Here is a 22,811-nt window from a genome sequence, read left to right as displayed (position 1 = left end):
AATCTAGGAGTTGTGAGATTTAACAAATTTTACCTTCTTAAATTAAATAAAAGACATATACGGATACATTCCATGTTACGACTAGGCTATAAAACAAAACTAAAAAAGCGGCAGTATAGTTCACACGAAATGGATTCGAGTTTCTTCGATACCATAAGTAAGCTAACACTATTAATGGAGCCATAAGTTTTATTGTCATTCCTATTGGACTTTCAATGATTGGGGCAAGGATTGGATTCGCTTCGATTGCACCTTTTGCTAGTGCTGTCCTAGTAATTATGTAATCCATAACAGATAACATATACACACATAATAGCTTGAATAGAATCTTTTGATGAATCATGAATGCTCTCCCTAACAAAATTAGATTTTGTTACAGGATTACCTTGATTTGCATTAGCTATTCAGTTCATACCTCACAACTCTCATCAGAATCTTATCAATGTTGACGTCGCATAATATTCAGATAGTCGAAAAATTAATATAAAAACTTATACTTTCGATAGTAAAAATTAAAAGGGCTGCCAAGGCAGTCCTTTTTACGTTCTATTTCACTTTTACGTAGCTATCCTTCAAGGATACAATACGATTAAAGACTAGCTGATGTGGTTTCGAGTCTACGGAATCGATGCAAAAATATCCCTGTCTCATAAATTGAAATCTGTCATCCTTCGTCGCTGTTGCTAAGATTGGTTCTACGATGCAGGATTGTATTATCGCTAAAGAATCCGGGTTAATATTGGCACGGAAATCCGACCCTTCTTCCTCCATATCTGGCTGTTCCTTGGTAAACAAATCTTCATACAAACGGACTTCAGCCTGGATACCATGTAGGACTGATACCCAATGGAGCACACCTTTGACCTTGCGCGCACTACCAGGTAGACCGCTTCTAGTCTCAGGGTCATAGGTGCAGCGGAGTTCCGTAATATTTCCGTTTTCATCCTTAATGACTTCTTCACACTTAATAATGTAGGCACCTTTTAAACGCACTTCTTTTCCTGGTGCAAGACGGAAGAATTTGTTCGGCGGGTCTTCCATAAAGTCATCTTGTTCAATATAAATCTCCCTAGAAAACGGTACGTTTCTCATCCCTGATCCTTCCTGCTCAGGATTATTCTCTATTGGCAGGAATTCCACTTGATCTTCAGGATAATTCTCAAGCACTAGCTTTAGAGGTTTAACAACAGCCATGGCGCGAGTTGCTCTCGCATTTAAATCCTCACGAATACAATGCTCAAGAAGCGCTTTATCCACTAGACTACTCGCTTTGGCAACACCAATACGTTCACAAAAGTCGCGAATCGACTCCGGTGTATATCCCCTTCTACGAAGACCAGAAATCGTAGGCATTCTTGGATCATCCCAACCAGTCACATGATTTTCTTCCACAAGTAGTTTTAGTTTTCTCTTACTCATGACTGTGTAGCTTAAATTCAATCTCGCAAATTCGTATTGATGTGGACGGCCATCAGCCATGTCCGAATAATCGACATTCTCTACTAACCAGTCGTACAATGGTCTGTGATCAGCAAATTCCAATGTGCATATCGAGTGTGTTATGTTCTCTATGGCATCGGATAACGGATGAGCAAAGTCATACATCGGATAAATACACCATGCATCCCCTGTGCGATGATGATGGGCAAACATAATACGATAAATCACTGGATCGCGCATGTTTAAATTCCCAGATGTCATATCAATTTTTGCACGTAGCACTTTTGTTCCAGAGGCAAATTCTCCTGCCCGCATCCGATTAAACAGGTCAAGATTCTCTTCCACTGAGCGATCTCTATAGGGACTATTCTTTCCTGGTTCCGTTAGAGTTCCTCGGTATTCCCTCATTTGTTCTGCTGATAAATCGCAGACGTATGCCTTGCCTGCTTGAATTAACTGAACAGCATATTGGTATAGCTTTTCGAAATAATCAGAAGCGAAATACATGCGGTCTTCCCAGTCATACCCTAGCCACTTTACATCCGTCTTAATGGATTCTACAAATTCCTCTTCCTCTTTGGAAGGATTCGTGTCATCCATTCGCAAGTTGCATAACCCTCCATTGGCGTTCGCTAAACCAAAGTTCAAACAAATCGATTTAGCATGTCCAATATGTAAGTATCCGTTAGGTTCTGGTGGAAAGCGTGTATGTACTCGACTATTATTCTTGGCAGCCTTTAAGTCTTCCGTTATAATATTTTGAATAAAGTTCACAGGTATTTCTGTGTTATTCAAGCTCATATTTTTGACTCCTTTTAGACAATTTACTTTTACACTGTATCCAACGAAAAGACACATGCGTTATAATTATCTCAGCGGCGTTTACTAATACTCCCACTTCTATAAGCGGGAGTATTAGTGCCCGCAAGCTTCGAAATAAGTGCAACTAGAGTTCAGGTGGAGTAAAAACTCCATCTGAACTAAGTTTTCTTTATATAATATAGTACCTTTATTTGCAGCGATTGTAAAATATTTCAGAAAAATTGATGGTGAGAATTTTTGAGAGTATTACGACAAGTTATAACGACAATTAGCATTGCCAGTTTAGGCGGTGTTACATTTTATTATCTTTCATTACCACTAACCTGGATTCTCGGTCCTCTAAGCTTTTTGTTAATTACGAAAGCAGTCTTTCACTATGCCTTTGAGTGGCCTAGCATATTAAGAAACTTTAGTTTCATTATCCTTGGTTACTATTTAGGCGCGTCCTTTCGCGCTTCTGACATAGAAACATTGTTGTATCAAGTTCCAAGTATGTTGTTCATAACATTTATATTGATTCTGCTCGGCGCGATGTTTGCCTATATCATTTCAAAACTAACAAACATATCTTTTGACAGCTTACTAATTGGCAGCATACCCGGCGGACTTAGCCAAATGGTTTATATCTGCACCGATTTTAAGCACCTAGACGCTAACGTCATTGCCTTGATGCATATGTTACGCTTGCTTTTAGTGGTGTTTATTGTGCCTTTTTTTACTGTTCATTTCTTAGTAACAGAACATCATATTTTTCCACCTACACTTAATAACTTAGAATTTACTTGGACAGCTCTATTCATTTACTCCATTCTAATTGCCATTGCCACAATAATTAGTATTCGTATAAAAGTTCCCACGCCCCATTTAATTGCGCCAATTCTTATGACGATGGCTTTAGTGTCTATAGATATTCCAGCACCCAGACTTCCGGTTTCACTTTTTGTTTTGATACAAATATTCCTTGGAATTCATATCGCATCATCCATTGACCCATTTAAAATTTTTGCTTTAAAAAAACTGGCGGTGTATTCTACAATTGCAAGCATTCTGCTAATTATTATTTCATTGGGCCTTGGTTATGCCCTTACAATCATATACCCTGATATCTCTTTGGCTACTGGTTTTCTCAGTGCCGCTCCAGGAGGTGTCGCGGAAATGGGTGTCACAGCAAAGGCGATTCAAGCGAATGTTCCTTTTGTGACGGGATATCAATTAGTACGAGTTGTACTCATTACAATCTTAATTCCTATATTGGTTAAATTATGGTATCAGTGGCAAAAACCTATCGCCTAATTTTTAAGAAATCAAATACCCCGCATCAGACGGGGCAGTTGGGAAAGCTATTATTAGTTAATCGCGTTATCATTATGTTATTATATCATCGTCTTCATAGAATTTTAAGACGTCTTTAACGTCTGGCAACTTCTCTTCAAATATCTTTTTGTTAATATCCAGCAAATTGTAATCTGTATAATGGGTTACATATTTCTTACTATGTAATGAGCGTACAATCTGTAAAATTACTTCTCCTTCTATGTCTAATTCTTTTTCAATTTTACTCTCGAAACGCTGATATAAAATTCGATAATCAGGCTTATATTGGTCGAAAATATACTCTAACATCTTTTCCTCTAATTCCGCTAACTGCAGCGCGTCTATTATCTTCGGTGTTTTTGTCTCAGGACCACTTGTCTCAGGAAGTTTTAATGCCTTTTCTTCCGTTTTCTTATCTATATTATCATCAACATTTTCATCCATATTTTCTGAAGATATAGAATTGTCGTTGACTTCTTGGTCTCTCGTCGTCTTGCCTGAGAAGATTCTAGACCATGATGTTGTCTGTGGGTCTGCCATCAGTCGCGGCTGGTTATTAATTGGCTGTATATTTTGTGCTTTTGCCGAATTACCTTTGTTCTCTATCTCATCCATTAGCTTGTTCATTACTTCTTCAATAAACTGATTTTCTTTCATGTTATATTTTTGCGCATATGTTTTAATACGCTCTATTGTAGATTCATATAAATAGTAGCTCGCCGCTTTTTTATTGTTCTTTTTACTTTTATCTTCTAAATGCTCAATCACAAACTCTAATTGACCGTCGATTTCATGAATATCCAGAGGTTTATTACTCACAACGTCTACTCCCCAGCAACATATTTTCTCCATATTATCATATAGGTTATTGTTTATTGCAAGCTTAACAGCAAAAATACCCTAAGCAAAAATACCCTATCTACTTTTCAAGATATACCGCAATCTTAGACAAACGAATAACACATATATAAAGAAAACTTGGCATTCGCCAAGCCTACTGGCGAAGAGAATGCCTTAGTTGCACTTATACTATCAACATTAATTTATTATTAATTCTGATAGTGTAAAAAAATCTTAGATGCTATTTATGCACCTAAGATTTCAGCTCAACTACTTGCTTAGAAATACGCAATCTTCATTTATGTCCTTCAATGTATGACAACCCGTCATAATCATTGTCTCCATAAGTTCTTGCCCAATTTTCTCCGTATAAACTTTCACGCCTTCAGAACCGCCACCATAAGCAGCTAATACATACGGACGTCCAATTAACACAGCATCTGCTCCAAGGGCTAATGCCTTGAATACATCAATCCCACTTCTAAACCCACCATCAACGAAAATCTTCAACTTCCCTTTTACTGCTTTCGCGATGTCCGATAATACTTCAATTGTTGCTGGTGTATGATCAAGCACACGACCGCCATGATTAGATACTACAATGCCGTATGCTCCTGCTTCCATTGCTTTCTTCGCGCCAGCTACCGTCATAACACCTTTTAAGATTACAGGTAACTTCGTTGCGGATATTAACTCCTGCAAGTCTTTTACAGATTTCGTTCCCACTGGTTTCCCTAATAATGCTAGCGTCACTAACCCTGCAGCATCAATATCCATTGCCACAGCCATTGCACCATTTGCTTCTGCTTTTTTAATCTTCGCTAGGATCTCTTCCTTCTTCCACGGTTTGATCGTTGGAATTCCGTGTCCGCCGTTTTCTCCAATCACTTTAAGCGGCAAATCGTAGAACTCTTCCTTAACTCCATCGCCTGTAAACCCTGCAACTCCTGCCTCTTGACAGCCCTTAACGATTGCTTGGGTATACGTGTAATCATCCATATGTGCACCATAATTTAATGCTACTGCGCCAATCGGTGCTGCAAACACTGGGTATTTGAACTGTTTGCCAAATAACTCGACGCTCATATCAATTGGCTTCTCTTCTACAATTGTATCTAAATTTACTTTCACTTCATTTAATTTTTCACGACTTCTTGTAAAAGCAGAACCTGTCGCTTTTCCACCTACACCGGGAACTTCCCCAGTACAAACCTTCCCATTACAGTCCTTACACACACGACAATACTGTGAAACAACTTCCTTCGCTTGCACTAACACGTCAGTATACTTCATTTCCAAGATCCCCTCCAGGCAACTTAGTGTATTACTTGTTTGAAAATTCTATCTTTATTTGTTCTACTCATTATCATACTATTCCTGGTTTTTGAAATCAATTTCTCATTCTTTCTTTTCACAACAAAAAAGACCGTTAGGAGTTCTCTCCATAACGGTCCATAGCTTCAATCCTTTTACTGATCATGTTTGATTCTAAGATTTTATATTTCTTTCATTAATCCTACAATCCCGCGAGATAATAGTCACATTCCTTAGCTGCTCCACGGCCTTCGCTAATCGCCCAAACCACAAGGCTTTGTCCGCGGCGCATATCCCCTGCCGAGAATACTCCTGGAACATTCGTTGCATATTTACCTTCTGCCGTCTTCACGTTGGTACGAGAATCCTTCTCTACACCTAATTGGTCGATTGCTGTTTCCTCTGGCCCTAGGAAACCCATTGCAAGTAATACTAATTGTGCCGGCCATACCTTCTCAGAGCCTGCTACTTCTACTGGCGAAAACCTGCCTTGTTCATCTTTCTTCCATTCAATTTCCACTGTGTGTAACTCTTTCACGTTACCATTCTCATCACCGACAAACTTCTTCGTCATGATGCAATATTTACGTGGGTCACTTCCATACAGTTCCTTTGCTTCCTCTTGACCATAGTCCATCTTATATACCTTTGGGAACTGAGGCCATGGATTATTCGCTGCTCTCTCTTGCGGAGGCATTGGCATAATCTCTAGTTGAACAACGCTATTGCAGCCGTGGCGTATCGATGTTCCTACACAGTCAGTACCTGTGTCTCCACCACCAATGACAATCACATCTTTACCCTTTGCTGAGATATAATTGCCATCTTCTAAGCTTGAATCTAATAAGCTCTTCGTGTTCGCATGTAGGAACTCCATGGCAAAATGGATGCCTTTCATTTCTCGGCCCTCTGCTTGTAAATCTCTAGGTTTTGTAGCTCCACCACATAACACTACCGCATCAAAATCTTCTTTAAGCTTTTGCGCTGGTATGTCTTTCCCAATCTCTGTGTTCGTGACAAACGTAATACCCTCTGCTGTCATTAGATCAACTCGGCGCTTGATATACTTTTTGTCAAGTTTCATGTTTGGAATACCGTACATCATTAGACCACCGATACGATCCGCACGCTCATATACGGTTACTGTATGGCCTGCCTTGTTCAATTGATCCGCACACGCAAGTCCTGCTGGCCCTGAACCGACCACAGCAACTTTTTTCCCAGTGCGCATTGCCGGAGGGTTCGGTGCCATCCAGCCTTCTTCGTATGCCTTCTCGATAATCGAGTACTCCGTATTCTTAATCGTTACAGGGTCTCCATTAAAACCTGCTGTACATGCCCCTTCGCAAGGAGCTGGGCATACCCTTCCAGTGAATTCTGGGAAGTTATTCGTTTTCATTAAACGTTCAAAGGCTTCATGCCATAATCCCTTGTAAACAAGATCGTTCCAATCAGGGATTAAGTTGTTCACTGGACATCCTGATGCCATACCGCCAATCATAGCACCTGTATGACAGAACGGGATTCCGCAATCCATACAACGAGCGCCCTGTTCTTTCAATTTATCTTCATTAAAATATTCATGAAATTCCTGCCAGTCCTTGATGCGCTCAAGTGGATCACGGTCTGCTGGAAGCTCGCGATTATAATCTAAAAATCCTGTTGGTTTTCCCATCTTCTGCTACCTCCCAATCCATTAGTTTCCGCTGACGCGAGACTGATCATTTTTATTTTCTTCAAATGCTGCCATTACCGCTTCCGTTCCACTTAGGCCTGCTTCCTGAGCACGTTCAATTGCTTCCATCATACGCTTGAAATCCTTAGGAATGACCTTAACGAACTTCGACACCATCTCATCCCAGCGGTCTAAAATCGATTGAGCATGACTACTCTTAGTGAATGCTACATGTTTTTCAATCATAGCCTTTACTTCTTCAATTTCTTTCGCGGTTTCTAACGTCTCAAGCCCTACCATCTCCATATTGCAGAGATTCTTAAAGCTGTTATTCGTATCAAGTACGTATGCGATACCACCTGACATACCTGCAGCGAAGTTTCTGCCAGTCTTACCTAACACAACCACGCGACCACCTGTCATGTACTCGCATCCATGGTCGCCCACACCTTCAACGACAGCATGCACACCACTATTTCTTACACAGAAACGCTCTCCAGCAATGCCTCGAATATACGCCTCCCCAGCAGTCGCGCCATAGAACGCAACGTTTCCGATAATAATGTTTTCTTCAGGAACGAATGTTGCTTTTTCCGATGGATATACCGATAGCTTCCCTCCAGATAGTCCTTTACCGAAATAGTCGTTCGAATCTCCTTCTAGAGACATGGTGATTCCCTTCGGTACGAAGGCTCCAAAGCTTTGACCTGCAGATCCTTCAAACTTTAGTTTGATTGTGTCTTCCGGAAGGCCTTTCCCGCCGTGTTTTCTAGTTACTTCACTACCAAGAATCGTACCAACCACGCGGTTGATGTTACAAATCGGAAGTGTTGCTTGCACAGGTTGCTTATTGTCGATTGCTGGCTTACAGATATCTAGAAGCTGCTGCATATCAATCGATTTATCTAAACCATGGTCCTGATCCATTTGGCAATACTTGCGTACACTTGGATCAACTTCCGGTTGATGTAAGATTGCCTTGAAGTCTAGGCCCTTTGCTTTCCAATGGTCTTGCGCACGAGTCACTGCTAAACGGTCTGTTTTTCCAACCATTTCATTGATTGTACGGAATCCAAGCTGAGCCATGTATTCTCTCATTTCCTGAGCAATGTACTGCATGAAGTTCACCACGTGGGCAGGATCTCCCTTAAACAGCTTGCGTAGTTCTGGGTTCTGTGTTGCTACCCCAACTGGGCAAGTGTCCATGTGACAAACGCGCATCATAACGCAACCAAGTACTACTAGTGGTGCTGTAGCAAAACCATATTCCTCGGCGCCAAGAAGTGCAGCAATGACTACATCTCTACCTGTCATCATCTTGCCGTCTGTTTCTACGACTATACGGTCTCTAAGATTATTCATTACGAGCGTCTGATGAGTTTCCGCTAATCCAAGCTCCCATGGAAGTCCCGCATGCTTAATGCTGGTACGTGGCGATGCACCAGTTCCACCGTCATAACCACTAATCAGAACAACATCTGCCTTACCTTTCGCAACACCCGCTGCAATCGTACCTACACCCACTTCAGATACAAGCTTCACGTTAATGCGAGCACGAGGATTGGCATTCTTCAAGTCATGGATTAATTCTGCTAAGTCTTCAATAGAATAAATATCATGGTGTGGAGGAGGTGAAATCAGTCCTACCCCTGCCGTTGTACCACGCACTTCAGCTACAAATGGATATACTTTGCGACCTGGTAACTGTCCGCCTTCTCCAGGTTTTGCACCTTGTGCCATTTTGATCTGAATCTCATCTGCATTCACAAGATATTCTGAAGTAACACCAAAACGTCCAGATGCTACTTGTTTAATAGCACTACGACGTAAATCCCCGTTTGCGTCTCTCGTGAAACGGTTTGGATGCTCTCCACCTTCGCCAGTGTTGCTCTTTCCGCCAATGCGGTTCATGGCAATCGCTAGAGCCTCATGAGCCTCTTGGCTAATCGATCCGAATGACATTGCACCTGTCTTAAAGCGCTTACAAATCGATTCTACAGATTCTACTTCTTCTATTGGTATTGGATTCGCTGCAAAGTTGAAATCGAATAAGCCACGTAATGTTGCTTGCTTTGCAGATTCTCCGTTTAATTGGTTTGAATACTGTTTGAATAACTTATATTCACCGTTGCGGCAAGCATCTTGTAGCATTGTAATTGATTCAGGATTAAACAAATGATGTTCACCATCTTTTCTCCACTGGTGATCTCCACCACTATCCAATGTACGATCTCGACTCTCAATCTTGTCATAGGCACGCTTATGACGCATTTCTACTTCCTGTGCAATTACCGAAAGATCAATTCCTCCGATACGCGAAGGCGTCCATGTAAAGTACTTGTCAATCACTGATTGCGCAATCCCCACACACTCAAAGATTTGGGCACCATGGTAACTTTGAATTGTCGAAATCCCCATCTTTGATAATACCTTGATAACTCCCTTTGTCGCTGCCTTGATGTAATTCTTCACTGCCTTTTCGTGATTCAGACCACTAATCAATTCTTGGCGAATCATATCATCTAATGTCTCAAAGGCAAGATACGGATTAATCGCACTCGCACCATAACCAATCAATAATGCAAAATGATGTACTTCACGAGCTTCTCCAGTTTCAGCAATTAACGCAACCTTAGTACGCGTTCCTTGACGAATTAAGTGATGGTGGACGCCTGCAATTGCTAGTAACGTAGGAATTGCCGCTAGCTCTTGATTGACACCGCGGTCCGATAGAACGATGAAAGTGGCTCCATCAGCAATTGCCTGATCTACAGCTGCACATAACTCATCCAGCTTGCTCTCTAAACCGTTGCTTCCTTCGTTTACTTTATACAGGGCAGATAGTGTAACCGTTTTAAATCCTTCACGCTGTACGTGCACAACTTTTGCAAATTGCTCATTGGATAGAATCGGTGATTTTAGTCTGATTTGACGACAGCTTTCAGGTTCCGGTTGAATCAAGTTACGTTCCGGTCCAATGGTAGTATCACTTGCCGTAATGATTTCTTCGCGTAATGCATCAATTGGCGGATTGGTAACCTGTGCGAACAACTGCTTAAAATAGTTATATAATAATTGCGGTTTGTCTGATAATACTGCGAGTGGCGTATCGATACCCATGGCAGCTACTGGATCTACCCCATTGACAGCCATCGGTTCTAATGTCTTTTTCAAATCTTCAAATGTATAACCAAATGCTAATTGACGCTCTGTTACTGTCGCATGATCTGGCTCTGCCACAAGCGGTGCTTCTGGTAGGTCATCCAGGCTCACTAAATGCTCATCTAACCAATCACGGTACGGATGCTCCGTAGCTATCTGACTCTTCAGTTCTTCATCATCTATAATACGGCCAGCAACTGTATCTACTAATAGCATTCTACCTGGCTCTAAACGCTTCTTACAAACAACATTCTCAGGCGCAATATCCAGTACTCCTACCTCAGATGCCATGATAATTAAATCGTCCTTCGTTACATAATAGCGTGCAGGACGCAGTCCGTTACGATCAAGTACAGCACCAATAATACTACCATCAGTAAATGCTACGGCAGCAGGGCCATCCCACGGCTCCATTAAGCAGCTATGATACTCATAAAATGCCTTTTTCTCATCGCTCATGCTCTCATGATTCGACCACGGCTCAGGAATCATCATCATCGCTGCATGAGGTAATGAACGTCCTGATAACATAAGAAACTCTAAGCAGTTATCGAAAATTTGCGAGTCACTACCGTCATTATCTACAATCGGTAGAATCTTCTTCAGATCATCGCCAAATAGCTCTGATTCACACATTGCCTGGCGTGCATGCATCCAGTTTACGTTACCGCGAAGCGTATTGATTTCCCCATTATGAATCATGTATCGATAAGGATGGGCACGTTCCCAGCTAGGGAATGTATTCGTACTGAAGCGCGAATGCACTAAAGCTAACGCTGTCTCCATCTCTGGATTTCTAAGATCTAAGTAATATCCATCCACTTGCTCAGGTGTTAACATTCCTTTAAATACTATTGTTTTGCTAGACAAGCTCGGAACATAAAATTGCTCCCCACCTTCAACACTAGCAAATCGGATATTGTTTTCTGCTAGCTTGCGAATGACATATAGCTTTCTCTCGAACGCCATTTGGTCTGCTAGATTCGCATTAGCTCCAATAAAAATCTGACGTACACAAGGCTCTACTGATTTTGCCGTATCCCCTAAAGTAGAATTATCAGTTGGTACATCTCTCCAACCTAGTAGCGTTTGTCCCGCATCTGCAATAATACCTTCGATAATTTTCTCTACGTTAACACGTGCTTTCTCTTCTTTTGGTAGAAAAAACATACCCACGCCATATTTTCCGAACTCCGGTAGAGTGATTCCTAGTTTGGCACACTCTTTAACAAAAAAGGTATGTGGACTCTGCATCAGAATCCCTGCACCGTCACCCGTGTTCTTTTCACATCCCTGACCGCCACGATGGTCGAGATTTAATAGAATTTGTAGTGCTTGTCGTACTGTTTCATGAGATCTCTTGCCTTTTATATTGGCAACGAAACCAATACCACAAGCATCGTGTTCAAATTGCGGGTCGTACAAGCCTTGCTTAGGGGGTAAACCAATGTGTGTCATTTTTTGCAACCATCCCATCTCTTATTTTTTCTTCAATGTTAGCAAATGATTTCTACCTTTGTGTAATTCTTCACATTATTAACTAGATAGAATCTACTACATTTTTATGAATTTTTTTAATATTAACATTAGTTAGTCTATTCTATCAATTGCAAAATGATAGAATTTCAAAGAAATTGTCATATTTTAAAGAATCATGTCATAAAACCTTACATTTTCAGTGATTATTTTCTAGTAAAAATAATAGAAGACAGTCATTTGCAATCCTCGAATCAGGAGTACAGAAGAACTGCCTTCTATATTTATGGTGAAATCCTTCTATTTTATGCCTATTAATTACTCCTAATATTTACTCTTATTATTTATGCCTATATTAATTTATGCAATGATTGTAAACTAAAATGATTCGTCCCAATCATCATCTTTATGATTCTTCAAATCTTGATAAAAGGCAGCTAAAGTTGCCTCGTAATAAGGTGCCACATATAGAAACCCTATGCCGAATGTGATAATCCCTAGCAAAAACCATCCAAGAAAGCTTAGCCATAGATAAAATAGTCTTCCTTTATGCCCTTTCATCATTTCCTTACTTCTACGAATTGCCTCATATCCTCCAATGCCAGGATTGTCTACCATAATATAGTATGCCATAGAATATCTCAGGATCGCTATAATACCAGGAATAATCAGAAGCAATAACCACAAGACGATGAATATAGTCTTCAGAATGTGCAATATGAACGTTTGAATAAAGTACGTAAATCCTTCGAATATATTCGGAAAGCTCGCTTCTTGTCTACGAATAAATTTAAGATAGATTGTCTTTAGTCCGAACGTTAAGGGCCCGGATAGTAACAAACTCACCAATGACATAAAACTTGCAAAATCACCATCAGAGTGGTTCGCATTATCTCCTATGAAAGCAGCCGTTAATAACCAGACAACTACCACTACCCCGGTTGCCAATCCCCAATTTCCTTCTAAACTGTTTTTCGCTTGAACTTTAAGCTCCGCATTAACCTTCATAATCCCACATCCTACTTTGTATTATTTTTTTATATACTTTATAGTATAGTTTCTCAACTTCGTTCATGTCTTTCGTTCATGTCTTTCGTTCATGTCTTTCGTTCATGTCTTTCGTTCATGTCTCGATTATATCAAAGTATATTGTTTCTTTTTACTAATATTATCATTATATTAAACTTGTGTTTACAACTTTACTTAATTTCACTTAACTAAACTTTAAGAAATTGACCTAAATTCTTACCTGATTTGACTTATTATAAGTTTATGGTATAATTTATCATTAGTGCTATATTTGTTCGGTGTGCACAAACAAGTACTCACGTAATAATGTATTTTACCACCATGTTCAATTTGATAATTATTCACCTGGATCGGCTTTGGAGCCGTAAGAATGTTTGAGAGGTAGGGCTTACATCGTTTAATTTGTTTTTCAAAAGCATAAAGTAAAGTATCGCGGCAATTATTACACTTTAAGGCGACCTATATTAGGTCGCCTTTTCCAATGTAGCAGTAGTATCTTCATCCTTATATCGCTCTTTAATTTCCACAAATTTATCGAAGTTATCAATGAATAATTGGGTCAATTTAGGATCGAAGTGCTCTCCGCTTTCTTCCTTAAAAAGGTTATATACACGATCTAGCTCCCAAGCTGGCTTATAGCATCTATCGCTAGCAAGGGCGTCAAATACATCTCCTATGGCGCTGATTCTACCATATATATGTATTTCCTCCCCTTTAAGGCCATTTGGGTAACCTTTGCCATTCCATTTTTCATGGTGTTGATGAGCAATGATTGCGGAAGCTTTTAATATCTTACGATTGGAGTGCGCTAGTAATTGATATCCAATGTCTGAGTGACTTTTCATAATGTCAAACTCTTCATCCGTAAGTTTTCCTGGCTTTTTCAACACTGCATCGGGTATGGCAACCTTCCCAATATCGTGCATTGGCGATGCCATCTTAATCAGTTCTGCTTCTTCTTCGCTCATCCCATACAATAGAGCTAACTCTTTTGAGTACTCAGCAACTCGCTTGACGTGATTTCCTGTTTCCTTTGAACGGCTTTCACCGATTTCAGCCATTAAGAAGATAATTTCTTTTTGCGTTTTTTCTATTTCTTCATTTAATAATGCATTGACGAGCGATTTCTCTGAGTAAGAAGCTACCATTTTCAAGTTATCAATATCTTTCTGAGAAAAAACCTGTTCCTTTGTCAACTTGTTTACTGTTTGGTAAGCCCCTAAAATTTGTCCTTCATTATTATATAAAGGTAGTGCCAACATCGCCTTGGTTCGATATCCGGTTTGTTTGTCAACATTCTGGTTAAAGTTCGGGTCCGTGTATGCATCATCTGTAAAATACGGTTTTTCGGTTTGCACTACATGTCCTACTACTCCAGTGCTCGCAGGAATACGAATCTCCTGAATGCCGTGTGCTACCTTCGTCCATAGCTCATTCGTTTCATGATCGAGCAACCAAATCGTACAACGATCGGCTACGACAATTTCCCGTCCAAGGTCAGTCATTAATTGTAATAGATTATCGAGTCTTGACTCATTTGCTATTTTACTAGCATAATCAAAGATAAGCTTAAGCATTTCATCAGAGTTTAACTCTTTTTTTAGTTTTGGCTTAATTTGAATATCATGGTCTAACAAGCGTATCACCTCTTTGTATACTCTACTATAAGAATGTTTCTATTAAAATAATCATTACGTCCTATAACTCTTTTAAATTTACCTTATTTTCCTATTAAAATAATATTCTATTACTGATATAATCACAAGATAATACTAAATATTCTGATAATTTGTATTTTAAACAATCCTATAGGAGTTGAGTCTACCGTTATGACAAAGAAATTAGTTCAAGAAAATAAACTATTGTTCATTGTGTCGCTTTTAATGCTTTTATTCGTTAGTTCATTAGGAATATCTGCCCAAGAGAAAACTGCCTTAATTATCGGAACTGGTGACTTTTCATACCAGGATGGGGATTATACGAATGCTGAATTCCGGTTTCCTTATGGCTTAGCTAGTTCTCCTTCTAAGGACGTCCTGTACATAGTAGATAATCAGAATCATAGAATACGAACACTAGATATAGCTGCTAAAAGAGTTGCCACTTTAGCCGGTAACTCTGAACTTGTTGACCGTTTTGGATTTCCTGCTGGCGGCCACCGTGATGGCGATGCCGCTAAAGCAATGTTTAATCGCCCTAGAGGTATAGCAGTCGCTCCAAACGGTGCAATCTTCATTGCAGATACTGGGAATCATGCAATTCGTAAGGTTTATGATGGAAAAGTATATACCGTCGCAGGGAATGGAACTCCAGGTTATAAAAATGATAACGGTATCCAAGCATTATTTAATAATCCTTCTTCAATCGCTATTAACTCTACAGGAGAAATCTTTGTTAGTGATACCTTGAATCATTCCATCCGCAAAATTGATCGAGAAGGAACTGTTACGACTTACGTTGGCTCTCCGAATGATTCTACTATATTAAATGAGCCTGCAGGCATTGCCTTTGATAAAGACGATGTATTATATATCGTCAGTAGTGCCGATCATCAGATTAAGCGAGTGAATCATGGAAGAGTAGAGCTAGTAGCTGGTTCCGTTTCTGAGATTGATAAGGAAACCAATTATTGGGTTGGCGGTAATATCGACGGTTTAGGCAAGAATGCTAGATTGAACTTTCCTAAAGGGATTACTTACAGCACAGAAGGGTATTTTTTCATTGCTGATGCATGGAATCATTCAATCAAAGCTGTTTCCCCTGAAGGCAGAGTATTTACTGTAGCTGGGGCTGGTGTTAGCGGTTCCGACTGGGACCAAAAGAATATAATCCGATTTGATGGACCGTTTGGAATTCATTGTGTTTCAGATACGCTATATATCGCCGATTATTGGAATAATCGTATTGTTTCTATTCCTGTGACGAATGAAATGCTTCGTCCGGCAATTGATTTTGCATTGAAAAAATCACAATTACCAGTTTATATAGATGGTTCTGAGTTAAAGTTTCCTGATGTTCAGCCAGTAATAGTAGAAGGCCGTACAAGAGTACCTGTACGCTTCATTGCTGAACAGTGGGGAGCAGATGTATCCTGGGATAATACGCGCAAGGCGGTAATTGTTTCGAAAAATGGGAAAATAGTAGAATTTTTTGAAACTACGGGAGATTTTTATGTGCAGCAAGGTCGTTCTATGGTGCAATTACGTACATTAGCTGAAAATCTAGGATTTAGTGTGGACTGGGTTGCCGAACATCGTGCAGTAGTAATTGAGACCTCTGGAGGAAAATAAAATGTCTAATACGGAACACACAACGGATTTAATCCAGGTAACCTTTTGGGGGGTGCGTGGATCTAAACCTACTCCTGGAAAAGATACTATGTTGTATGGTGGTAATACTTCTTGTATACAAGCCCAAATTAATAATCGTACCATACTATTTGATGCCGGAACAGGAATTGTAGAGTTTGGTAATCAATTGATGCGTTTCCATAAACCCGTTGAACGTGATGATGAGTTGAATAAGCATCACAAGAGCATCAATGCCGACGTGTTTTTTTCACATTTACACTGGGATCACATCCAGGGGATTCCCTTTTTTCAACCATTATATAGTCCCCTTAATACGTTCCGTTTCTATGGAGAGTCAAAAAATGATTTGTCATTGAAGGAAATTATTGAAATGCAAATGCAGTCCCCACATTTCCCGATTACGATGAGACTGATGAAGTCCTCTATATCATTTAACGAAATTACAGCAAATCAGACCGTTGACTTAGGAGATGGAATTACCGTTACTACTTTTGCCGTCAATCATCCCAATGGATGCTTAGCCTACAAACTGCAATACAAACAATATTCTATCGTCTATTGCACGGATACTGAACATATAACAGGTGATCAGGAGCAACAGTTCGTTAATTTCATCAAAGACACCAATCTGTTTATATACGATTGCCATTATACCAATGACGAATATACAGGAGTACTAGATGGATTCCCTAAATATAAATGGGGTCATTCTACTTGGGAGGAAGGGGTCCGTTTAAGCCATATTGCTAATGTAGAGTGCCTTGCGCTGTTCCATCATAAAGAAAACCGTACAGATAACCAACAAAGCCTCATAGAGCAAGCAGCAAAGAAGGCTTTTTCAAAATCCATAGCTGCAAGGGAAGGAATGACAGTATTTATAGGAGGTGACAAGACTGAAAAAGTGGTCATATATCATTCATAGTGCATTATTGGTTTTATTTATTGGCTTTTTCTTAGCACATACCTTTGAAATTCAAGACTACCGCTTGCAGGATTCCTTATACCAGAAGCCTGCTCCAACAGATCCGCGCATCGTTATTATTGCGATAGAGGATGAAAGCCTTGAAGTGCTCGGACGCTGGCCATGGCCTCGGGATTACCACGGAGAATTGCTTCGTGTGCTATCAGAGGGCAATCCTGCCGTTGTAGGATTTGATCTTATCTTCGCGGAACCGTCACTTAATCCTGCGGATGATGAATATTTCTTGTCACAGGTCAAAGAGGCAGGTAACGTGGTGCTACCTGCCTATGGAAGCTTTGATCAGTCGTCGAAACGCGGTATGCTACAGGCAAAACAACTCTCCTTACCTTTCCGCGAATTAAAGGAAGCATCTACAATCGGACACATAAATACCGTATTAGATAACGACGGTCTTGTGCGCAGAACCGTTCTACAATTTAACTATGAGGGTGACATTGTTGATAGTTTTGCATGGCAAATCTATCAGATGTACGCATCTAAGTTCGAAAAAACTCCACTACAAATTGACAATATCCCCTTAGATTATTGGAGTCGTCCAATCATTAAATATTATGGTGAACCCATGTCAATAGAAAGTATACCTTATCACCTGGTGTTAACAGGCGAAATTCCTGCTGAATACTTCCGAGATAAAATCGTGCTTGTCGGTACGTATACTGTCGGTATTGATGATTACTATTTCACACCAATAGCACCCCAGGTTCCGATGTTTGGAATTGAGATACATTCGAATATTATTCAACAATTCCTACATCAAGAATTCTATCAAGATGTTCCATTGACTTTTCAAGTTATCATTATGATTCTGTTAGGTTTACTGGGATTCATAATATTTTATCGTTTTCGACCAGGCATTAGCGCTATTGCTCTTATTATGATATTTGCTGGATACATATTCGGGTGTATAGTTGCTTATAAAAATGGTTTTGTGATGAGCATAATCTATCAGACATTATTTATCACTTCCCAATATGTAGTTGCCCTTGGTCATCAGTTTATTGCTGAACAGTTAGAAAAGAAACGCATTACAGACGTATTTGGCAAGTACGTTGCACCACAAATTGTCGGTAAGATTTTAGCAGAAGGCGAAGATGGTTTAAAGCTCGGAGGAATCCGAAGAGAAATCAGTTGTTTATTTGTCGATATTCGTGGATTTACACCCCTCTCTGAAGCTGCCCAACCGGAAGAGGTTGTATCGATTTTGAACGAATACTTAACCTTGTGTGCTCAATCGATTTTTGACTACGACGGTACCTTAGATAAATTTATCGGTGATGCTACAATGGCGATTTTCAACGCGCCTTTCGATGTGAAACAGCATCAATTGCGAGCTGTGCAGGCCGCATGGGCTATGTACGAAGGTTCTAAACCACTCCAAGAAGATTTACAGAAACGATTTGGTCGTAGTGTCCGTTTCGGTATCGGTATTCACACAGGACCTGCCGTCATCGGGAATATCGGTGCTCATTTCCGTATGGACTATACCGCTATCGGCGATACGGTAAATACTGCAGCCAGACTAGAAAGTAACTCAAAGCCAGGGCAAATTCTAATTAGTGATGCCATTTATCAATATGTTAAAGAACACGTTGAAGTAACAGATTTAGGAGTCTTCCAAGTAAAAGGAAAGACCCAAGGGATACAAGTGTATCAAGTAGATCATGTGCGGAATATGGATAAACCATCGTCTTAAACAATATCTAGATATACCTATATAATATAAGACCCATTCAGGGCAAAGGAGGTATTATATTGGCTTTAATCTATCCAATGAAGAGTTTTAGAAAACATATGATATTATTTATGGCTATTGTAATGTTTAGTAGTGTTCTTATGCCCATCGGCCATGTTCTCGCAAACGTTACTAGCGGTAAGATGATTGAAATCAAAGGCGATGTTCAAGTATTACGAGGTGGTGGAGACAAGCCGATTAAGGCCTTTCTTAACATGCGTCTCACAGAGGGTGACCGCATCATTACTGGTAAAGGTGCATCTGCGAAGGTTGAATTAGAGAATTCTATCATTGTAACTCTTGCAGAAAATTCTCGAATTTATCTATCAGAGTTGCGTGGAGTTAATAATTCACAGCAGACATCAATATCTATACAAGCCGGCGGAGTTGGTAGCACTGTGAAAAACCCTCTAGCGAATAATTCCCGCTATGAAATCAAGACGCCAACTGCCGTAATGGGTGTGCGAGGCACAGAATTTTTCACTCAATATAACAATGGCGTAATTGATGTCCGTGTTATCACAGGTGTTGTAGAGGTAACTGCTGCAGTATCAAGTATCCCACCTACTCCTCCACCACCAAGTGCTCCTAGTGCTTCGCAAACACCTCCACCTAATACAAATACAGTAAGCTTTGTTGTACAAGCTTTACAACAGGTTTCATTTACAGAGAGGACAACAGCACAGGAGCTTCAGGCACCTCCACAGCCTTTAAGCTTACAGGGCTTAGAAGTAGCCTTCTTAGAGCGTATTCAGGAACTCTCACAGTCTCAGCCACAACTCATTCCTCAGACACTACGAGAAACTGTACAACAAGTAATACAACAAACTATCGAACAAAAACAACAAGAAGAAGCTGCAAGACCACCAGCACCTGATGAATTTACGCAGGCCCAGTCTAGTACTAATAGTGAAATTATAGCAATTACACCATCAACAACCGGTGAGCCAACTTTACCCACAGTGCCAGGACAAACGCAGCCAAGCCAACCTGCATCTAGTGGCGGGGGGGGAAGCTCTAACAATGATGACTCCTCTACACCTACACAACCGCCACCTGTGCAAAGTATTCATTTGACTTCAAAGGAGTACGGTCCAGGTGCGGTGTTTTATGATATATTAAGTCATCCAACTTCGTTATCCATCACAGACAATCGCATTTATAGCAGTATGGGGACAATTACAGAATCATTAACAGTAGGTAGTTTTCTTAGTGATTTAAACTTACCTGCAAATGCGCAATGGTGGAAGATAACCAACTCATCGGATATCACTGGTACGCCAACGGTAAATAGCATAACTTCATTACCTGGAAAGTCCGACAGTGACACTCTACAATTGCATGATTTTCTATTCGTCTTGGGTACTGATGGCATTACTCTTAAAGGGTATTACATCACACTTCATTACGCAAATGATGCAACCATTTTCTCTATTAATGATTATTCAATTGCAGAATATGGATCTATCGGAACAATCTCTAACGTTCCTTACGGTACTGATAGAACAACTTTTCTATACAATATTCTCTTAAGGTCTAGTTATTCTTCCTGGGATATTGATAGTGTTCAAGATCCCGTCCAATCAGGTGATACAATTATCGTCACCTCAGGAGATGGAACACAAACGATTACCTACACCATTCATACAATTTTCGCCAATCCCGAAATCAGCAATGCTGCTTTATGGAGCGATTATCAGCCCTATTCTGATATAACAAACTATAACAAACCTCTAACGAAAGATTTCTCTTCGAATCAGTCAGGAGCAATTGTATTTGAATTAGACTCGCCTGTAGAGGTTTCTTCAACACCAGCAGCCATAACATTGACGTTTGCAGATTTAATATTAAACCAGGTACCAGATCCATATAATGAAAATCGATGGTATATTGAATCTTTAGATGATCCTAATTACTATCCAGAAACAATCGCATCTGTAGCTGTTTCCTCTGGAGCAACGCTTATTATAACAATTAACGAAAATGAAATACTGCCATCAGGCAGGTATTTATTACGTCATTCTGATGGTATAACCGGAACATCTGATGTAATACAAAGTTCCTTTACGATGCAAATCAATCACGGCACAGTAAATTCATTCCCATATTACATGACATCGATAAGTGACTTGTTTTTAGAATCGGATATAACGGAAAATACTACAACACCTCAAAGCATTATAATAGAATTTGAACTTAGCAGTTCCGTTACAACTGACGTCACAACGAAAAACATTATGCTAAAACTTCCTTATATGCAGCTAGACAGCACAATTGGAAATTGGACATTCGAGAATTCAGTTGGTAATCCCCCATCCAATGTGACGATTTCTGCAATACAAGCTGGCAATATTGACGATACAGCAAATGCCATCATCACTCTAACGATTGCACCTGGAGCTACCTTAGCGACTGACACTTATACACTATCAGGCACAGATGTCATCTTGAATACGGGGGGCGTACTAAATCATCCACCTACTGTAGCTATACAAATAGACGATGAGCCGCTATATCTTGTGATTTTTTATATGGATTAACTGCAAAATTTATTTCTCTTCCATCTGCTAATGTAAAGTTATACTATCTACCTCAAATTTTATACATGCTGATGTACCAAGAAAAAACCTGTAATAAGAGACTACTCACTTATTACAGGTTTTTTTCTATTTTATCTTCCGCTCCTTAACTCTGTCCAAGCGCGGTCATACTCACGTAGCAAATCACCCACATCAATTAACCACTCCGTACGGTTTAACTCAGCCTCATCTAGGAATATCATATTATTATCCAAATACTCTTGAGTATGCAGAGGATACGCTTGTTCATTTGGATTACTATAGCCAATCGACTCGTAATTCCGTACACTAACCTGTGGTTCAAGCAGGAAATTTATAAACTTTTCTGCAAGTTCCTTATTCTTAGCACCTTTCGGGATAGCAATTGTGTCTGCCCAGATTGTACCACCTTCTTCTGGAACTACGTATGCAATGTTTTCATTCTCTTCTGCAATGAAAGCCGCATCGCCTGACCAAACAGTCCCAATCCATGCCTCTTCTGCAATAAACTTCTGCTTAATCGTATCAGTATCAAAAGCTAATACATTGGGTAGTAGTTGCTTTAAATCATCTACCGCAAATTTTAATTCATTGGCATCCTCTGTGCTATTCGAGAATCCATTCTTAATGAGTGACATACCAATGACTTCTCTCGGGTCATTTAATAATACCACTCGACCTTTATACTTGTCGTTCCAAAGGTCATTCCAACTCGTAATTGGATCTGTTACATATTTCGGATTATACGCAATCCCTGTGACCCCCCATGTATATACAAGCGAGTACTGCTTCTGAGGGTCGAACGGCGGTGTTTGAAAATTCGATACGATATTCTTCACATTAGGAATATTATCCTTATTCAATTCTTCTAGCAATCCTAGTTCGATCATAATTTCCACCATATAATCAGATGGCTGAATAATATCATATTGCGATGCACCAGCTTGTAGCTTCGCAAGCATCTCCTCGTTACTAGAGAACACATCATAGTTCACCTTCACATTAAACTGCTTTTCGAAATCGGCAATCACATCTGGATCAAAATTATCAGCCCAGCTATAGATATTCAGCACCTCTTGCTTGCTTCCGAAGCAACCTGTTAACATTGTGAACACCATCATGCTGATTAAAAATAAAAGTGCTATTTTTTTCATTA

General features: G+C 39.9%; 14 protein-coding genes. 5 read left to right on the top strand and 9 right to left on the bottom strand.

Annotated elements, in window-relative coordinates:
- Positions 1-37: 37 nt before the first annotated feature.
- On the bottom strand, positions 38-343 hold the full coding sequence (locus tag BHU72_RS08065) for a DUF5658 family protein (RefSeq protein WP_069702121.1): 306 nt from the start codon (positions 341-343) through the stop codon (positions 38-40).
- Positions 344-546: 203 nt separating this feature from the next.
- Entirely contained in the window at positions 547-2,241 is a 1,695-nt protein-coding gene (locus tag BHU72_RS08060) for a glutamine--tRNA ligase/YqeY domain fusion protein (RefSeq protein ID WP_069702120.1), read from the bottom strand.
- A 258-nt stretch (positions 2,242-2,499) separates the two neighbouring features.
- Here BHU72_RS08060 and BHU72_RS08055 point away from each other — a divergent pair, with 258 nt between their 5' ends.
- Complete coding sequence (locus BHU72_RS08055; RefSeq protein ID WP_069702119.1) at positions 2,500-3,555, top strand: AbrB family transcriptional regulator; 1,056 nt, start codon at positions 2,500-2,502, stop codon at positions 3,553-3,555.
- Between the two features lie 72 nt (positions 3,556-3,627).
- Here BHU72_RS08055 and BHU72_RS08050 read toward each other — a convergent pair whose 3' ends face one another.
- The 6 genes from BHU72_RS08050 to BHU72_RS08025 all read right to left on the bottom strand — a co-directional run bounded on the left by BHU72_RS08050 (position 3,628) and on the right by BHU72_RS08025 (position 14,718).
- Positions 3,628-4,395, bottom strand: coding sequence for a hypothetical protein (locus tag BHU72_RS08050; RefSeq protein WP_069702118.1), 768 nt, complete (start codon positions 4,393-4,395; stop codon positions 3,628-3,630).
- A gap of 291 nt (positions 4,396-4,686) precedes the next feature.
- Complete coding sequence (locus BHU72_RS08045; RefSeq protein ID WP_069702346.1) at positions 4,687-5,709, bottom strand: alpha-hydroxy-acid oxidizing protein; 1,023 nt, start codon at positions 5,707-5,709, stop codon at positions 4,687-4,689.
- Positions 5,710-5,932: 223 nt separating this feature from the next.
- On the bottom strand, positions 5,933-7,405 hold the full coding sequence (locus tag BHU72_RS08040) for a glutamate synthase subunit beta (protein WP_069702117.1): 1,473 nt from the start codon (positions 7,403-7,405) through the stop codon (positions 5,933-5,935).
- Between the two features lie 21 nt (positions 7,406-7,426).
- Entirely contained in the window at positions 7,427-12,025 is a 4,599-nt protein-coding gene (gltB, locus tag BHU72_RS08035) for a glutamate synthase large subunit (protein ID WP_069702116.1), read from the bottom strand.
- Between the two features lie 396 nt (positions 12,026-12,421).
- Positions 12,422-13,051 (bottom strand): DUF975 family protein, encoded by a 630-nt coding sequence (locus tag BHU72_RS08030; RefSeq protein ID WP_069702115.1) that lies wholly within the window; start codon positions 13,049-13,051, stop codon positions 12,422-12,424.
- A 485-nt stretch (positions 13,052-13,536) separates the two neighbouring features.
- Positions 13,537-14,718, bottom strand: coding sequence for an HD domain-containing phosphohydrolase (locus tag BHU72_RS08025; RefSeq protein ID WP_436796454.1), 1,182 nt, complete (start codon positions 14,716-14,718; stop codon positions 13,537-13,539).
- 183 nt (positions 14,719-14,901) lie between these two features.
- On the opposite strand from BHU72_RS08025, the gene BHU72_RS08020 reads away from it, so the two are divergent.
- The 4 genes from BHU72_RS08020 to BHU72_RS08005 are packed head-to-tail and all read left to right on the top strand — an operon-like array spanning position 14,902 to position 21,637.
- The gene (locus tag BHU72_RS08020; RefSeq protein WP_069702114.1) at positions 14,902-16,362 is read left to right on the top strand and encodes an NHL domain-containing protein; all 1,461 of its coding nucleotides are present in this window, start codon (positions 14,902-14,904) and stop codon (positions 16,360-16,362) included.
- 1 nt (position 16,363) lies between these two features.
- Positions 16,364-17,305, top strand: coding sequence for an MBL fold metallo-hydrolase (locus BHU72_RS08015; protein WP_069702113.1), 942 nt, complete (start codon positions 16,364-16,366; stop codon positions 17,303-17,305).
- Entirely contained in the window at positions 17,268-19,058 is a 1,791-nt protein-coding gene (locus tag BHU72_RS08010) for a CHASE2 domain-containing protein (protein ID WP_069702112.1), read from the top strand. The genes BHU72_RS08015 and BHU72_RS08010 overlap by 38 nt, the downstream gene beginning before the upstream one ends.
- Before the next feature lie 59 nt (positions 19,059-19,117).
- Positions 19,118-21,637, top strand: a complete 2,520-nt coding sequence (locus BHU72_RS08005) for a FecR domain-containing protein (RefSeq protein WP_069702111.1) — start codon at positions 19,118-19,120, stop codon at positions 21,635-21,637.
- A 131-nt stretch (positions 21,638-21,768) separates the two neighbouring features.
- Here the strand turns inward: BHU72_RS08005 and BHU72_RS08000 are convergent, their stop codons facing one another.
- Positions 21,769-22,809, bottom strand: coding sequence for a polyamine ABC transporter substrate-binding protein (locus BHU72_RS08000; protein WP_069702110.1), 1,041 nt, complete (start codon positions 22,807-22,809; stop codon positions 21,769-21,771).
- Between the last annotated feature and the right edge of the window lie 2 nt (positions 22,810-22,811).

The sequence above is a fragment of the Desulfuribacillus stibiiarsenatis genome (assembly GCF_001742305.1).
Taxonomy (GTDB): domain Bacteria; phylum Bacillota; class Bacilli; order Desulfuribacillales; family Desulfuribacillaceae; genus Desulfuribacillus_A; species Desulfuribacillus_A stibiiarsenatis.
This window is presented reverse-complemented; position numbering and strand designations above follow the sequence as displayed.

Excerpts from the sequence above, each read along its gene's own strand:
- BHU72_RS08015 (WP_069702113.1), top strand. The coding sequence starts at position 16,364 with ATGTCTAATACGGAACACACAACGGATTTAATCCAGGTAACCTTTTGG.
- BHU72_RS08000 (WP_069702110.1), bottom strand. The coding sequence starts at position 22,809 with ATGAAAAAAATAGCACTTTTATTTTTAATCAGCATGATGGTGTTCACA.
- gltB (WP_069702116.1), bottom strand. The coding sequence starts at position 12,025 with ATGACACACATTGGTTTACCCCCTAAGCAAGGCTTGTACGACCCGCAA.
- BHU72_RS08040 (WP_069702117.1), bottom strand. The coding sequence starts at position 7,405 with ATGGGAAAACCAACAGGATTTTTAGATTATAATCGCGAGCTTCCAGCA.
- BHU72_RS08020 (WP_069702114.1), top strand. The coding sequence starts at position 14,902 with ATGACAAAGAAATTAGTTCAAGAAAATAAACTATTGTTCATTGTGTCG.
- BHU72_RS08060 (WP_069702120.1), bottom strand. The coding sequence starts at position 2,241 with ATGAGCTTGAATAACACAGAAATACCTGTGAACTTTATTCAAAATATT.
- BHU72_RS08030 (WP_069702115.1), bottom strand. The coding sequence starts at position 13,051 with ATGAAGGTTAATGCGGAGCTTAAAGTTCAAGCGAAAAACAGTTTAGAA.
- BHU72_RS08045 (WP_069702346.1), bottom strand. The coding sequence starts at position 5,709 with ATGAAGTATACTGACGTGTTAGTGCAAGCGAAGGAAGTTGTTTCACAG.
- BHU72_RS08065 (WP_069702121.1), bottom strand. The coding sequence starts at position 343 with ATGATTCATCAAAAGATTCTATTCAAGCTATTATGTGTGTATATGTTA.